We start from the raw sequence: 15826 nt of genomic DNA, 5'->3' as shown, positions 1-15826 counted from the left end.
GCGCTAGCGACTATCAGGGGTATCGTTCGCTGAGTTTTCAAGGGGTTAGCCGGCAAGAGGAAATCTTCGCCGCCTGAACTGGCACAAATCGGTGGGCTTTTGCACCCTGATCCGGGGAATATCGGGGGAGCGGGAATGCCTTGCCTGCTCAGGCATTGCTGGCGGGCTCGGCAGGGCGCTGGATGTTGCGGAGTGTTTCCGGATCTTGGACCTCCGTCAATTGTCCAGAAGATGCGGTCGGCGTCAGAAGCGGATGCTCTCGGTCACAGAGAGCATCCGCGCGGCAGCGCAACGAAACTCAGCTTCACACGATCAAGAAGTTCGATGCGTGCAATTGGCTGATCGCGGTATCGACGAAATCGACAGACCCCGCGCTGGGACCACTCGCCAGCGCAAGCAGGGTCCCGCCGTGCCCATCGTCCTTCAGCGCGCCCATGATGTCGGTGACGGAGTGGTAGTTGCCCACGCCGTTCGCAAGCTCGATGACACCGAGCGGGTCATTGCCAAATCCGGAGATGGTATCGAACTGGCTGCTGGAGTTGATCGAAACGGTGAGTCCGCTGCCGTGATCGCTGATGTCGACATGGGCCGAGCCGTTGATGATGGCCTGGTTGCCAAACCCGGAAAAGTCGAACCGGTCTGATCCGCCATTGACCGTAATGACGTCCTGGCCGATCTGGTTGGTCAGATTTGCCTCGGACCCGTTGAGCACCACGTGATTGGCGGATCCGCCAAGCGTGATCGTGTCGTGGCCCGCGCCGGCCACCACGGTGTCCAAGCCGCCGCCGGCGACGATCGTGTTCGTTCCCGAGCCGACGGTGATCTGGTTTCCCATCCCGCCGAGATTCACGGTGTTGTCGCCATCGCCGAGAGTGACGCTGTTGGTGCCGTCTCCGCCCGTGACGACATCGTTGCCATGCCCAAGCGTGACCGTGTTGCCGTATCCGGACAGCGTCACCTTGTCGTCGCCGTTGCCGGCCGTGATCCGGCTCGCGCCGTCACCGGGATGGACCACATCGTTGCCATCGCCGAGCGTGATGATGTTGCCATATCCGCCGGCGTCGACAGTGTTGTTGCCATTGCCGAGCGCAATCGTGGTGGCGCCGGTCGATCCCGTCACCGTGTTGTTGCCGTCGCCGCCGGTGACGTGATTGACGATCCCCTGCAGATGGACGGTGCTGTCGCCGCTCGTCAGATCAACCGTGCCGTACACTCCGGCGTAAATCGTGTCGTTCCCGCCATTGCCGTGGATCGTATTGAACATGCCGTAGGCGTGGATGGTGTCGTTGCCGGTCGTGCCCTCGATGGTCGCATAACCGGACGCCGGGCCGTCGATCGTCGTGGGAGCGGCGGCCGTCAGCAGAATGCCGCCGGAGCCGTCTTCGCTGATGCCGAAATGCGTCACCGAGGTGTCCGCCAGTGTGAAGGTCTCGCTGGCGGTGCCATTGCTGACCGTGAGCATCGAGCCGGATACCGTTGCCGTTGCATCACTCGCATAGGACAGCCCGGAGAGATCGATGGAGTCGCCGAGCGCAATTCCGTTGATCTGGCTGGCAAAGGTCGATGCGCCCGAAAGCAGCTGCTGTTCGATCTCGAGCGTGCCCAGGCCGGAGAAGGTGATCGCGGCGTCGGAAATCGCGCCCGCCTTGAGGTCGAGCGTGCCGCCGGCGATCGTGGTCGCGCCCGCAACGCCGCCCGCTTCGACGATTTCCGTGGCGCCGAGATGAATTGTCGAAGCGTTCGCGGTGCCCCGATCGAGCACGTCGAGCGTGCCGCCGTTCAGGGTGGTGGAGATGACGATGCCGCCGTCCGCGACGGAGAGGCTTCCTGAATTGAGGAGTGTTCCGGTCGCCGTGCTGGCGTCGAGTGCGGGTTGGCTGGGGTCGCCGGTCGGATCCGGAATCGATCCCGAAACCGTCATCACACCGCCATTGATGGTGGTGTTGTTGGCGATCCCCGCCCCGGACAGGTGCAATTGGCCGCCGCTGTCGACGACGGCTGAATCGAATTCGCTTCTGATGACGCTGCCGTACCAGCCCCCGGGAGGATAATAGATCGTCTCCCCTGACGCATTGGCGCTTCCACCCGAATGAACGATGGTGTCAGTGGCACGGCCGCCATTGGTGAGATTCTGGACACCGCCGGCATTGACGGTGGTCGACGTCGCGATGCCGGTGTCGACGTCCTGCTCGCCGCCATTGTTGATGGTGGTGTGGTCGGCCTGTCCCGGAGGCGGCACGTCGTGGATATAAGCGCCGGTGACGTGCTGGATGCCGCCATCGTTAATCGTGGTGTAACTCGCGGTGGAGATCAGCCCGATATCCTGTTCGCCGCCATTGATGACGGTGTTGCTCGCAGTGCCTCCTGAGCTGAAGTTACCTACGATCTCCTTGCCGCCCACCGATACCGTCGTGTTCGTGGCTGTGCCGCCGTACACCTCGAACTGTATGCCGTCGGCCGCCGTGAAGCCGTCTTCCGTGTAGCCATATTCGATAATGAACGTCGCGCCGCTTTCGAAGGTCGTATGGGAAAGGGTTGCGCCAGCTTCGGCGACGAGCGTTCCGCCTGCGGCGACAACACCGCTATTGAGGATGCCACCGTCCAAAACGTAGAGCGCCGAACTGTTCGCAACGGTAAATCCGGTTTCAATCGTGCCGTCGCCGATCTCCAGAGCGCTGCCGGCGTTGAATGTCGTCCCCGAAAAATCGGCGTTACCGAGCACGATCAAGGTGCCATATTGATTGACGGTCGTGTTGGTCGCGGTCGCGCCGGCGGACAGTTCCATCGTCGCGTAACCATTGATGGTCGTTCCGGTTGCTGTGCCACCCGCATCGACATTCAACGTGCCGAATTCTTGCAGTATCGTGCCAGATACCAATGCTCCGTTCGATACCGTCAGGGTTCCACCATTTTCGAGGGTGGTGCCGGTCGCCGTGCTGGCGTCGACAGCCGGCTGGCCGGGGACGTTGGCGAACGGATCCGGGATCGATCCCGAGACCGTCATGGTGCCGCCATGGACGATCGTGTTGACCGCAGTCCCGCCGCCGGTGACGTCGAATTCGCCCTGGTAGTTGATGGTCGCAGCGTTCGCTACGCTTCGGATCACCGGCTCCGGAAACACGGGCGCCGTTTCCACGGTTTCACCCGAAACCTTGAGGATACCGCCGGAATTGACGACCGTGCCGCTAGCGCTGCCGCCATTGGTCACGTTCTGGACGCCGCCGGAATTGACATTCGTGGCCGTTGCGATGCCGCCGTCGATGTCCTGCTCGCCACCATCATTGATCGCGGTATGATCCGCCTTGCCGGGGGTTGGACCTTCATGGACGTATTCACCGGTGACGCGCTGGACGCCGCCCTGGTTGATGGTCGTATAGATGGCGACGCCATCGAAGACGACGTCCTGCTCTCCGCCATCGATGAGCGTGATGTTTGCCGTGCTGGTCGCGGAGGATCCGCCGACCGTCTGCGAACCGCCGGTCAGGATCGTCGTGTAATCGACGGACGCACCACCGGTGACATCCATCGTGTCGCCATCATTGATGGTAACGCCATTGGCGGGAGGAATAGCCGTCATTTGAATGCTCCACGATCGTTGCTTTGAGGTCAAACAAGCAAAAGCAAAATCGTGCGCAGGCTATTTACGAAGGCTATTCAACCTAAAACTGCGTCAGCTGAAGATGTCTGTCAAGCAGTCGATATTTTTTCAGCTGCAGCGAATACGCATGCATATTGCTGGATGATCGTATCAACAAAGTGACGAAGATTGCGGCGGTCGCGCTCTAGAGTTGTGCGAGACATCCGCATGAGCAGGGATCGTGGTGCGTCGAGAGTTCCATGACCGCGTGTCTCGCCAAGTTGCCGCGGCTTACCGCCAGGAGGCGAGGGTGGCACCGCGAGTCGCGCGATCATGGTCGCGCGACTGGACTCCCATGGTGGATCGGGATGGCACAACCTCCAATTTGTCGAAAACAACCCCATGCAAAGTAGCCGGCGCCCGATGGCTTTTAGACTTTCGCCTCTGATTTCCAGAATTCGTCATCGGCCGTTCGGGGGTGGTGACGATCGCGGTGATCGCACGCTAGGCCTGTGAGGCGGTTCGCGAGCACCGCCATATTGCGAAATCGGGCAAACCACCTAAATCTTGCGTGACGCCGGTATGCATCCGCCGGTGTCCAAAGGTGTGCCGTGATCTACGTCCTTGCCGCTCTGCTGCCGCCGATCGGGCTGCTCCTGAACGGACAGCCGTTCTCGGCCATCTTCAACCTGGTCCTGATCGTGTTTTGCACGATTTTGGGGCTGTTTTTCCATATATTGCTGCTGGTGCCGTCGGCCCATGCCGTCATCGCGGTCCACATGAAGCGGGAGGACCGCCGCCACCGCGAGGTGGTCGAGGCGATCCGCCGGTACGGGCCGCCGCAAGGCTACCGCTAAGATAGCTACGGGGCCTGCTAGTGCGGCCCTGTAAAAAGCCTGTGCATGGCTGGCAAACACTTTGATTCGTCATCCCGCCATGCTATCGACCAGCGTCAACCCCACCGATGGGCACCGATTCCACGGGACGCAGTGAGCGTCACCGCAGGCGGCGTTCATCCGTAAGACCATCGCGGCTGCGGCCGCCGAAAGGAGTTGGCAAATGGCCACGGGATTTCCGGCTATCCGCGAAGCATTCACGTTCGACGATGTGCTTCTCAAGCCCGGTCTGTCTGACGTTCTTCCCTCCGAAGTCGATATCCGCTCGCGCGTTACCCGCGCCATCCCGCTCAACATTCCGATCATCGCTTCCGCGATGGACACCGTCACCGAGGCGCGTATGGCGATCGCGATGGCGCAGGCCGGCGGCCTCGGCGTCATCCACCGCAACTTCGATCCCGACGGCCAGGCCGCGCAGGTGCGGCAGGTCAAGAAGTTCGAATCCGGCATGGTGGTCAACCCGCTGACCATCGGCCCCGACGCCACGCTGGCGGATGCGCTGGCGCTGATGAAGGATCACGGCATTTCCGGCATCCCGGTCGTCACCGGCGCCGGCAAGAACGTGCCGGGCAAGCTGGTCGGCATCCTGACCAACCGCGACGTGCGCTTCGCCAGCGATCCGAAGCAGAAGGTTTCGGAGCTGATGACGCATCAGAACCTCGTCACCGTGCGCGAGAGCGTCGGCCAGGACGAGGCGAAGCGGATGCTGCACCAGCATCGCATCGAGAAGCTGCTGGTGGTCGACGAGCAATATCGCTGCGTCGGCCTGATCACGGTCAAGGACATCGAAAAGGCGGTCGCCCATCCGCTGGCCTGCAAGGACGAGCATGGCCGGCTGCGCGTCGCCGCCGCCACCACGGTCGGCGAGACCGGCTATGAGCGCACCGAGCGGCTGATCGATGCCGGCGTCGACGTCGTCGTGGTCGACACCGCGCACGGCCATTCCAAGCACGTGCTTGCCGCGGTCAACCGCATCAAGAAGCTCTCCAATTCCGTGCAGGTCGTGGCCGGCAACGTCGCCACCGAAGACGGCGCGCAGGCCCTGATCGATGCCGGCGCCGACTGCATCAAGGTCGGCATCGGCCCGGGCTCGATCTGCACCACGCGCATCGTCGCCGGCGTCGGCGTGCCGCAGCTCACCGCGATCATGGATGCGGTGTCGGCGGCGAAGAAGGCCGGCGTGCCCGTGATCGCCGACGGCGGTATCAAATATTCCGGCGACCTCGCCAAGGCGCTCGCCGCCGGCGCCGACATCGCGATGGTCGGCTCGCTGCTCGCCGGCACCGACGAGACCCCGGGCGAAGTCTTCCTGTGGCAGGGCCGTTCCTACAAGGCCTATCGCGGCATGGGCTCGGTCGGCGCGATGGCGCGCGGTTCGGCCGACCGCTACTTCCAGCAGGACATCAAGGACACGCTGAAGCTGGTGCCCGAGGGTATCGAGGGCCAGGTGCCTTACAAGGGCCCGGTCGGCAACGTCATGCACCAGCTCGCCGGCGGTCTCCGTGCGGCGATGGGCTATGTCGGTGCGAAGAATATCGCCGACTTCCACGAAAAGGCGCAGTTCGTCCGTATCACGGGCGCCGGCCTGCGCGAGAGCCATGTCCACGACGTGACCATCACCCGCGAAGCCCCGAACTATCCGGGCGGGGTGTAAGGCTCTCTCCAATCGTCATTCCGGGTTCGTTTCGCGCCCCGGAATGACGGCGTGATGCTGACGTATCGTATCGCGCCATGACGGCCATCATTTCAAACAGAATTTCAAACACCCGCGCGCCTGAAAGAGCAAATCCGTCTCCCTTGCGGGGAGGCGGATTGCATGCCTACGTTTCCGCCACGAACCAATCATCCAAAGAGGAAACCGTATGTCCCAAGGAAAGCGCATCGTTCTCGCCGCACGCCCGCAGGGTGAGCCCACCGCCGCCAATTTCCGCCTCGAGGACTACACGCCGCCGACACCCGGCGCGGGCGAGGTGCTGCTGCGCACCATCTGGCTGTCGCTCGATCCCTATATGCGCGGCCGCATGAATGATGGTCCGTCCTACGCCGCGCCGGTCCCGGTCGGCGGCGTCATGGAGGCGGGCACCGTCAGCGAGGTGATCGCCTCGAACAACCCGGGCTTTGCAAAGGGCGACATCGTGCTGTCGCGCGCGGGCTGGCAGACGCATGCGCTGTCCAACGGACAGGGCCTCGCCAAGATCGATCCGAAGATCGCGCCGATCTCCACGGCGGTCGGTGTGCTCGGCATGCCCGGCATGACCGCCTATACGGGCCTGCTCGAGATCGGCAAGCCGAAGCCGGGCGAGACCGTGGTCGTTGCCGGCGCGTCCGGCGCGGTCGGATCGGCGGTCGGCCAGATCGCAAAGATCAAGGGCGCGCGTGCGGTCGGCATCGCCGGTGGCAAGGACAAATGCGACTATGTGAAGAATGAGCTCGGTTTCGATGCTTGCCTGGATCATCGCGATCCGGATTTGGCTGCCAATCTGAAGGAGGCTTGCCCGAAGGGCATCGACGTCTATTTCGAGAATGTCGGTGGTCCCGTGTTCGAGGCGGTCTATCCGCAGCTCAACGCTTTCGCGCGCGTGCCGGTGTGCGGCCTGATTGCGCATTACAACGACAGGGAAGCGAGGGCACCGAAATGGGCCTCCACGATCATGTTCGCGATCCTGACCAAGCGGCTGACCTTCCGCGGCTTCATCGTCAGCGACTTTGCCGCCATGCACGGCGACTTCCTGCGCGACATGTCGCAGTGGGTGCGCGAGGGCAAGGTCAAGTACAAGGAGTTCGTGACCGAGGGGCTGGACAGCGCGCCGGAGGCCTTCATGGGCCTGCTCAAGGGCGCCAATTTCGGCAAGCAGCTGGTCCGGGTCGGGCCGGACAAGGCCTAGGCGAGGGCCTTTCAGGTCGCATTGCGCGCAGGAGCGTATCAAAAGCGCCACAACCGGGGGTATTGGGGGCATTTTTGCCCCCATTTGCTTGACCGGCGCCCTTAGGAATTGAATCAATATGGCTATATTTCAGGTGTAGCCATGATTTTTGAGTTGATTGTTTTAGGGGTCATCCTGCTGGCCGTTGGTTATTGGGCGACGATGTTCGCCATGGGCCGCCGTGACGACGTGCTTCACGGCGATTTCGTCGAGGACGAGCCCGACCCAGTACCGGTTCGCCCGGTCCGCCCTCCTGCCGTTCGCGCCGCCTTCAGGCCGTCTGCGCCTCCCGCGCGGCCGGAGCCGGGCGCTCGGCAGCCCGACCAGGACTCGCTGCAGGCGCTGCTCACGGTCATCAAGCGCGACCTGAAGGACGCCGCGCAGATCTGAGATCAGCTCAAGCCGACGGCGCCTTGCCGAGCAGCACGTCGAGGTCGACATCGGCCTGGCCCTTGGCCCTGACGTGACGCACTTCGAAACTGTCGGGCTGGAAGCGGTATTCGACGAGGCCGGTCTCCTTGATGCCGATCCGCTCCTGTCGTGCGTCGGAGATGACGAAGCCGGCCGAGGGCGCCCAGATCTGCCGGACATGGCCGAACGTGTAGTCGCGGCGCTGGTGCACGTGGCCGCTGCCGACCAGCCGCAGATCGACCTTGCCGAACATCTCGATCAGGCGCTGCCGCGCCGGCTGCGGCACGAAGCGGATCGCGGTCTCGGGTTTTTCGGGATCGGTGGGCAGGTCGAGATAAAGCGGCTTGTGCAGGAACAGCGCGACCGGCTTGCCGCCGGCCTTGTCGAGTTGCGCCGCGAGCCAGTCGAACTGCGCGGCCTCGCTGTCGAGGCCGGTGTTCATGATCAGCGAGTTGAGGCCGATGAAGCACCAGCCGGCGGCCTCGAACTGCCAACGGTCCGCGCCGAACACTGAAGTGAAGGCGCCGCAGGTGGCTTCGGTCGGCAGTTGCGTCGGCACCGGACCGACCGCGGTGGGATTGTCGCCGATGTCGTGATTGCCCGGCAGATAGCGGCAGTCGACCGGCAGCGCGCGGTGCAGCTCGGCGGCGAACGCCAGATCGTCGCGGCTGGTCGGCCCGTCGAAAGCGACGTCGCCAGTGTTGAGCACGAGATCGGGCCGCGTCGCATCGATGTGCTCGCTGACGCAGTGAAAGTTGTCGATCAGCAGCTTGAGGCGGCGGGCGAGGTGGGTGTCGGAGATCTGGGTCAGGCGAAACTGGGACATGGCATCGATCCTTTCGCCGCGATGGTAGGTCCGCGCGAAGTCGGAACGATGACGATTTCAATGACTTATTCGATGCTCTGTTTGATGCATTGTTTGATGTCCTGTTCGAATCCGCACCTTCGATGCCCGCGACCGCAGGGGCTGAAACCGCCGTCATTCCCGGGAGTTGACGATCCGGGCTCAGGTGCCGGTTCGGCCGGCTGCCGCGGGCCCTTCATTGTCAGCGGCCGATGCGGCGGCTAAGAGGCGTCAGGGCTCCGCAGGCTGAGGGAGATTCTTATGTCTGTTCAAATGGTTTTACTGCCGGTCTTCATCCAGATCGGGCTCACCTTCGCGCTGTTGTTCGGCATGGCGACGACACGCACGCGGGCCCTCACCAGCGGTGAGACCAAGATGCGGGACATCGCGCTGCGCCAGCCGAACTGGCCGGTCAAAGCCACCCAGTTCGGCAACAGCTTCGCCAATCAGTTCGAAATCCCGGTGCTGTTCTACATCCTGATTGCCATTGCGCTGCCGCTGCGCCATGCCGATCTGGTCATCGTGCTGCTGTCCTGGGTGTTCGTGGTGACGCGTTTCGCCCATGCCGGCATCTTCGTCACCTCCAATGACGTGCGGCCGCGGTCGCTCGCCTGGTTTGCCGGCGCCATCGTCGTCCTCGTGATGTGGCTGTATTTCGCGCTCCGGATCCTGCTGGTGATCTGACGCGCCTCGAACCGAAAGAGATCCATGACTCCCGCTGCCCGGCTTTCCGCCGCGATCGAGCTGATCGCTACCATCGATTCACAGCGCGTTCCCGCCGCCAAGGCGCTGAAGGAATGGGGCACCGCGCACCGCTATGCCGGCTCGGGCGACCGTGCCGCGATCTCGGGCCTGATCTGGGACGTGCTGCGCCGGCAATCCTCCGCGGCGTATCTGATGGACGGCGACAGTGCCCGCGCGCGGGTGCTCGGCATGCTCAAGCTGGAGCGCGGCATGGACCTCGCCACCATCGCGGCGCTGTGCGACGGCAGCCGCTTTGCGCCGGAGCCGCTGACCGCGGTGGAGGAGGCCGCGCTGACTTCGCGGTCGCTGGATGGCGCGCCGGCGCATGTCGCGGGCGACTATCCGGAGTGGCTCGATCCTTACCTGGCAAACGTGTTCGGGGAGGATCGCGCCGCGGAGGCGACCGCGATGGCGAGCCGCGCGCCGCTCGATCTGCGCGTCAACACGCTGAAGGGCAAGCGCGAGAAGATCCTGCCGCGGCTGTCGCATCTCGGAGCGAAGGAGACGCCGTGGTCGCCGCTCGGCCTGCGCATCGAGCTCGGCGCCGACGCGCGCAACCCCGGCATCCATTCCGAGGAAGATTTCATCAAGGGCGCGATCGAGGTGCAGGACGAGGGCTCGCAGCTCGCCGCGCTGCTGGCGGCGGCAAAACCCGGCGAGCAGGTGATCGATCTCTGCGCCGGCGCCGGCGGCAAGACGCTGGCGCTCGCGGCCCAGATGGGCGGCAAGGGCCGGCTCATCGCGACGGATCACGACAAGCGCCAGCTCGCGCCGATCCATGAGCGGCTGTCGCGCGCCGGCGTGCACAATTGCGATGTGCGCACGCCGCGCGGCGAGGCGGACGTGCTGTCCGACATCAAGGCTTCCGCCGACCTCGTGCTGATCGACGCGCCCTGCACCGGCACCGGCACCTGGCGCCGCAACCCCGATGCCAAGTGGCGCATGCGCCCCGGCGCGCTCGAGGTGCGGCTGAAGGACCAGGCCGAGGTGCTGGCGCGTGCCGTGCCGCTGGTGAAGGCGGGCGGCCGGATCGCCTACATCACCTGCTCGGTGCTGGCGGAGGAGAACGGCGCGCAGGTGCGCGCGTTTGTTGCGCAGCATCCGGAATTTTCCGTGCAGCCGCCGGAGCAGACGGCGAGTGTGCTGTGGGACAAGGCCGAGGATTTTGCCGCGGCAGCGCTGCAGTCGGAGGAGGGCTGGCTGATGACGCCGCGACGAACGGGCACGGACGGATTCTTTGTGTCAGTTCTGAAGAAGGCGTAGCCGCGTAGGGTGGGCAAAGGAGTGTAGCGACGTGCCCACCATCACGCGCAGTGCGAGAATGGTGGGCACGCTGCGCTTTGCCCACCCTACGGCGCCGCGCAAGCACTTTGCGCCGCGGGCATCCGACTCACCGTCATGATCCACACCAATAGCGCCGCGGCGCTGATGCCCGCGCCGAGCATGCAGACGCCGGTCCACCCCGCCATCGCGTACACCATTGTCGAACTGATCGCGCCCAGCGCGCTGCCGATCGAATAGAACACCATGTAGCCGCCGATCAGTCGGCTCGATGCATCGGGCCGCGCGGCGACGATCAGGCTCTGGTTGGTGACGTGCACCGCCTGCAGCGAGAAATCCAGCATCAGCACGCCGGCGAGCAGCAGCCACAGCGACTGATGCAGGCAGGCGATCGGCGCCCAGGCTGCGAGCATCAACAGCAGCGACAGGCCGGTGGTGCGCTGCGCCCAGCCGCGGTCGGCGAGCCGGCCGGTATTGCGCGCCGCCAGCGCCCCGGCGACGCCGGCGATCCCGAGCAGTCCGATCGCGGTGTGCGAGAGCGAGAACGGCTGCGCCGCCAGCGGCAGCACGATCGAGGTCCAGAACACATTGAGATTGGCGAAGATCAGGAGCGCGAACAGCGCGCGCTCGCGCAGCACCGGCTCCTGCGCGAACAGCGCGGCGGTCGAGCGCAGCAGGCCGAGATAGGACGATCCGGCCATTGTCTTTGACTGATTCCGCGGCAGCACGCGCGCGAGCAGGACCGCCATCAGCAGCATCAGCACTGAAGATGCCAGATAGACGGTGCGCCAGCCGCCGATATCGGCCAGCGTGCCGGAGACGAAACGCGCCAGCAGGATGCCGGTGACGACGCCGCTGGTGACCGTGCCGATGGCGCGGCCGCGCTCGCTCGGCGCCGCCAGCGTCGCGGCATAGGCGACCAGCACCTGAACCACCACGGCGAGCAGCCCGACCAGCACCATGCCGGCCAGCAGCACCGCCGCGTTCGACGCCGTGCCGACGATCACCAGCGCCGCGGCCGACAGCACGGTCTGTCCGACCACGAGACGGCGGCGGTCCCAGAGATCGCCGAGCGGCACGATCAGCATCAGCCCGAAGGCGTAACCGACCTGGGTCAGCGTCACCACGATGCCGACGGCGGCGGGCGCGATGCCGAGATCCTGCGCCATCGCATCGAGCAGCGGTTGCGCGAAATAGATGTTGGCGACGCTGAGTCCGCAGGCGGCCGCGAACAGCAGGGCGGTGGCCGGTGAAAGCCCGCGTGCCGGCGTTTCGACCGTGGCCGCGGGGTGGGCCGTCGCTGCGTCCTGCTTCGTCATGATCGTCTCCACTGCACGTCCAATCTGGTCTTATAATGAGACCAGTTGCATCGCGCGCTGTCTAGTCCTATTTTGAGACCAGTTCGAAATCGTGATCGGGAAGGGAACGTGGCGATGAAGCGGACTGGATTCGCCAAGGCAGATTGTCCGGTGGCGCGCGCGCTGGATGCGATCGGCGACTGGTGGTCGCTGCTGATCGTGCGCGACGCGTTCGACGGACTGCGGAGGTTCGGTGATTTCCAGGAGAATCTCGGCATCGCCAAGGGCATGCTGACCGCACGGCTGCGAAAGCTGGTCGAACTGGGCGTGCTCGAGCAGGTCGCCGCCTCCGACGGCAGCGCCTATCAGGACTATGTGCTGACGAAGCGGGGGCGCGAGCTGTTTCCCGTCGTGGTCAGCCTGCGGCAATGGGGCGAGGCGAATTTGTTCGTGCGCGGTGAGCCGCATTCGGTGCTGGTCGATGCGCAAGGCGAGCGGGTCGGCCGGCTGGTGCTGCCGTCGAAGGCCGGCAAGCCGCTGGCGTGGTCGGATACCAGCGTGAAGAAGGTTGCGCGCAAGCGGTGAGCGCTCGCTGCGTAGGGTGGGCAAAGCGAAGCGTGCCCACCATCAAGTGGCGTGCTCGCGAAGGTAGGCACGCTTCGCTTTGCCCACCCTACGGGTTGTCAATCCACAATGAACAACGTCGCCCCCATCGCGGTCGACGAGCGGTGCGCGGCGTCGCCGAAATCCGACACCTGGTAGCTCATGCCTTCCTTCAGCGTGAAGCGGCGTCCGTCGCGCAGCTCGGTATCGAGCTCGCCCTTGACGACAAACAGCACGTGGCCGCGATCGCACCAGTGGTCGGCGAGATAGCCCGGCGAATATTCCACTATCCGCACCCGCAGGTCGCCTACATCGAGCGTGCGCCATAGCGCCTCGCCGGTCTCTCCCGGATGCACTGTCGGCGCGAGCCGGCTCCAGTCGGTGACGGTGAAGGGCAGGGTCGGGATTTTCATGCGGCAGGTCCTTGCTCTGCGTAGGATGGGTGGAGCGCAGCGATACCCATCAACGGTGCCGCCGCACGATCGAATGATGGGTATCGCTGCGCTCCACCCATCCTACGATTCCACCGTGCTCACACCACCGGATGGTTCGCCGAACCCTGCCTGATCTTCCCCGCCGCATCCAGCCGCAGATATTCGCAGATTCGCTTGCCGCGCTCGTTCCGATAGAGCACCGCCACGCTGTCCGGCGAGACGAACAGCTCGATCAGCTCGAAATGCAGATCGGGCAGTTTCGCGAGCGCAGTGCCCCAATAGGCGCGCAGGGCGTCCTTGCCGCGCACCGTGCCGCTCGCGCCGAAGCCGAGCGCGGGGATCCGGTCCGAGGTCATCTCGGCGTCCTCGGCATAGAGCGTCAGCACCCGCTCGAGGTCGTGCGAGTTCCAGGCCGCGATCCAGCCGCGGCCGAGCGTCGCGAGATGCGACGGTTCGAAATGATCCGGCATGTTTCCTCCCGCAATCGTACTTGGTCAAATTAGGTCAACAATACTGACCCAATATGGATTTGTCCATGCCCAAAGAAGAATGTGGGCGCGCCCCCACGCGCGGTTGCGGGGGCGGGCGTCGTCGCGTATCTGCTTGCCATGACAGCCCAGCAGACAGCCCGCGAACCGTCGACGCCCACCGCGGCCTCGGCGCATGACAAGATTCTGATTGTCGATTTCGGCAGCCAGGTGACGCAACTGATCGCCCGCCGCGTCCGCGAGATGGGGGTCTATTCCGAGATCGTGCCGTTTCAGAAGGCGGAGGCCGCCTTCAACGAGATGAAGCCGAAGGCGGTGATCCTCTCCGGCGGCCCGGAATCGGTGCACGAGACCGGCTCGCCGCGCGCCCCGCAGCTGATCTTCGAGTCCGGCGTTCCCGTGCTCGGCATCTGCTACGGCCAGATGACGCTGGCGGCCCAGCTCGGCGGTCAGGTCGAGGGCGGCCATCATCGCGAGTTCGGCCGCGCCGATGTCGAGGTCAAGACCGAGAGCGCGCTGTTCGACGGCGTCTGGGGCTTTGGCGAGAAGCACCAGGTCTGGATGAGCCATGGCGACCGCATCACGAAGATGCCGCCCGGCTTCTCGGTGGCCGGCACATCGCCGAATGCGCCGTTCGCGATCATCCAGGACGAGAAGCGCAAGTACTACGGCCTGATGTTCCACCCCGAGGTGGTGCACACGCCCGACGGCGCCAAGCTGATCCGCAATTTCGTGCGCAAGATCGCCGGCCTCACCGGCGACTGGACCATGCGCGCCTTCCGCGAGGAGGCGATCGAGAAGATCCGCGCCCAGGTCGGCAAGGGCAAGGTGATCTGCGGCCTCTCTGGCGGCGTCGATTCTGCGGTCGCGGCGGTGCTGATCCACGAGGCGATCGGCGACCAGCTCACCTGCGTGTTCGTCGATCACGGCCTGCTGCGGCTCGACGAGGCCAGGACCGTCGTCGACCTGTTCCGCAACCACTACAACATCCCGCTGGTCCATGTGGACGCGTCGAAAGAGTTTCTGGGCGAGCTCGAAGGCGTCACCGATCCCGAAGCCAAGCGCAAGACCATCGGCCGGCTCTTCATCGACGTGTTCGAGGCCGAGGCCAAGAAGATCGGCGGCGCGGAGTTCCTGGCGCAGGGCACGCTCTATCCCGACGTGATCGAGAGCGTCTCCTTCACCGGCGGCCCGTCGGTCACGATCAAGTCGCACCACAATGTCGGTGGCCTGCCTGCGCGCATGAACATGAAGCTGGTCGAACCGCTGCGCGAACTGTTCAAGGACGAGGTGCGCGTGCTCGGCCGCGAGCTCGGCCTGCCCGAAGTGTTCGTCGGCCGCCACCCGTTCCCGGGCCCGGGCCTCGCCATCCGCTGCCCCGGCGACATCACCCGCGACAAGCTCGACATCCTCCGCAATGCCGATGCCGTCTACATCGACCAGATCCGCAAGCACGGCCTCTACGACGAAATCTGGCAGGCCTTCGCCGTGCTGCTGCCGGTGAAAACCGTCGGCGTGATGGGCGACGGCCGCACCTACGAATACGTCGTCGGCCTCCGCGCCGTGACCTCGACCGACGGCATGACCGCGGACTTCTACCAGTTCGACATGAAGTTCTTAGGTGAGACCGCGACGCGCATCATCAACGAGGTGAAGGGCGTGAACCGGGTGGTGTACGACGTGACCAGCAAGCCGCCGGGGACGATTGAGTGGGAGTAGGACGATCGGCTGCCGCCGCGCGGTTTGGCGTAGTTTGGTGGGCCTCTTTTGGTTTCTTCAAGTGAGAACTGACAAGGGTGCGGCCCCTTGTATTCAGATCGAGGATTGAACTCCACCGTACGTTTGGCAACGGAGTAGTGCGGCGCGTTCCAGCGTGCGGTAGCACGCAGAAGGCGGAGAATCGAGCGCGAGCAGCCCTGCAAAGTCGCCGCGCAGAATGATGGTGAGCACTCTGGTGCAAGACCATTGCCGACCGTTGAGGGGGCAGAAGAGCAGGTCCTCGACTTCATAGGTCGTGTTCTGTCTCAATCAAGTTGTCATCCGTATTGGACTGATGCGCCCGAGCCAAATAGGGCTCTCAAGAGCCGGTTTGAATCAGAGACCAAAATGACGACCAGAGGCGCCACGCCAGCACTCACACATAAGTTCATCGACGCGCTGTGGTGTGCCCATTGACCATGGCTGATTTCGACGTCGATCTCTTCGTTATCGGTGGTGGCTCGGGAGGGGTTCGCGCCGCTCGCGTCGCCGCCGGCTATGGCGCGAGGGTCATGGTCGCCGAAGAGTACCGGATGGGCGGCACCTGTGTGATTCGCGGCTGCGTGCC

14 protein-coding genes are annotated in these 15826 nt (G+C 64.4%); 9 read left to right on the top strand and 5 right to left on the bottom strand.

The genetic code is table 11. From position 1 onward, the window contains the following. Positions 1–304: 304 nt before the first annotated feature. Positions 305–3526: an AIDA repeat-containing protein gene (locus tag JQ633_RS30240; RefSeq protein WP_249159756.1), complete on the bottom strand. Its 3222-nt coding sequence runs from the start codon at positions 3524–3526 to the stop codon at positions 305–307. A 662-nt stretch (positions 3527–4188) separates the two neighbouring features. Here JQ633_RS30240 and JQ633_RS30235 point away from each other — a divergent pair. From JQ633_RS30235 to JQ633_RS30220, 4 genes are all read left to right on the top strand, one after another. Next, complete coding sequence (locus JQ633_RS30235) at positions 4189–4434, top strand: hypothetical protein (protein WP_211989045.1); 246 nt, start codon at positions 4189–4191, stop codon at positions 4432–4434. Between the two features lie 202 nt (positions 4435–4636). After that, positions 4637–6127 (top strand): IMP dehydrogenase, encoded by a 1491-nt coding sequence (gene guaB, locus JQ633_RS30230; RefSeq protein ID WP_211989043.1) that lies wholly within the window; start codon positions 4637–4639, stop codon positions 6125–6127. 208 nt (positions 6128–6335) lie between these two features. Continuing rightward, positions 6336–7358, top strand: coding sequence for an NADP-dependent oxidoreductase (locus JQ633_RS30225; RefSeq protein WP_211989035.1), 1023 nt, complete (start codon positions 6336–6338; stop codon positions 7356–7358). A gap of 108 nt (positions 7359–7466) precedes the next feature. Continuing rightward, positions 7467–7787 (top strand): hypothetical protein, encoded by a 321-nt coding sequence (locus JQ633_RS30220; RefSeq protein WP_349631630.1) that lies wholly within the window; start codon positions 7467–7469, stop codon positions 7785–7787. Between the two features lie 7 nt (positions 7788–7794). Here JQ633_RS30220 and JQ633_RS30215 read toward each other — a convergent pair whose 3' ends face one another. Beyond that, entirely contained in the window at positions 7795–8634 is an 840-nt protein-coding gene (locus JQ633_RS30215; protein ID WP_211989033.1) for a metallophosphoesterase family protein, read from the bottom strand. A 279-nt stretch (positions 8635–8913) separates the two neighbouring features. Between JQ633_RS30215 and JQ633_RS30210 the strand changes: the two genes are divergently transcribed. Next, a complete protein-coding gene (locus JQ633_RS30210; RefSeq protein ID WP_211989031.1) occupies positions 8914–9336 on the top strand; it encodes an MAPEG family protein in 423 nt (140 codons plus the stop codon). 24 nt (positions 9337–9360) lie between these two features. After that, on the top strand, positions 9361–10659 hold the full coding sequence (locus tag JQ633_RS30205) for an RsmB/NOP family class I SAM-dependent RNA methyltransferase (protein WP_211989029.1): 1299 nt from the start codon (positions 9361–9363) through the stop codon (positions 10657–10659). An 86-nt stretch (positions 10660–10745) separates the two neighbouring features. Here the strand turns inward: JQ633_RS30205 and JQ633_RS30200 are convergent, their stop codons facing one another. Beyond that, complete coding sequence (locus JQ633_RS30200; protein ID WP_211989027.1) at positions 10746–11996, bottom strand: MFS transporter; 1251 nt, start codon at positions 11994–11996, stop codon at positions 10746–10748. A gap of 114 nt (positions 11997–12110) precedes the next feature. Here JQ633_RS30200 and JQ633_RS30195 point away from each other — a divergent pair, with 114 nt between their 5' ends. Continuing rightward, on the top strand, positions 12111–12560 hold the full coding sequence (locus tag JQ633_RS30195) for a winged helix-turn-helix transcriptional regulator (RefSeq protein ID WP_211989025.1): 450 nt from the start codon (positions 12111–12113) through the stop codon (positions 12558–12560). A 98-nt stretch (positions 12561–12658) separates the two neighbouring features. Here the strand turns inward: JQ633_RS30195 and JQ633_RS30190 are convergent, their stop codons facing one another. Together JQ633_RS30190 and JQ633_RS30185 are read right to left on the bottom strand one after the other, a co-directional pair. Then, positions 12659–12991, bottom strand: coding sequence for a DHCW motif cupin fold protein (locus tag JQ633_RS30190; protein ID WP_211989023.1), 333 nt, complete (start codon positions 12989–12991; stop codon positions 12659–12661). A gap of 119 nt (positions 12992–13110) precedes the next feature. Continuing rightward, positions 13111–13482 carry a nuclear transport factor 2 family protein gene (locus tag JQ633_RS30185; RefSeq protein ID WP_211989021.1) on the bottom strand — a complete coding sequence of 124 codons (372 nt, stop codon included), beginning with the start codon at positions 13480–13482 and terminating at the stop codon, positions 13111–13113. Positions 13483–13620: 138 nt separating this feature from the next. Here JQ633_RS30185 and guaA point away from each other — a divergent pair, with 138 nt between their 5' ends. Together guaA and JQ633_RS30175 are read left to right on the top strand one after the other, a co-directional pair. Further along, positions 13621–15219, top strand: coding sequence for a glutamine-hydrolyzing GMP synthase (gene guaA / locus JQ633_RS30180; RefSeq protein WP_211989014.1), 1599 nt, complete (start codon positions 13621–13623; stop codon positions 15217–15219). 458 nt (positions 15220–15677) lie between these two features. Next, positions 15678–15826: FAD-dependent oxidoreductase (locus tag JQ633_RS30175; RefSeq protein ID WP_211989403.1), on the top strand; the 149-nt coding region annotated here is incomplete at its 3' end.

The organism is Bradyrhizobium tropiciagri (assembly GCF_018130505.1).
Lineage (GTDB): Bacteria > Pseudomonadota > Alphaproteobacteria > Rhizobiales > Xanthobacteraceae > Bradyrhizobium > Bradyrhizobium tropiciagri_B.
This window is presented reverse-complemented; position numbering and strand designations above follow the sequence as displayed.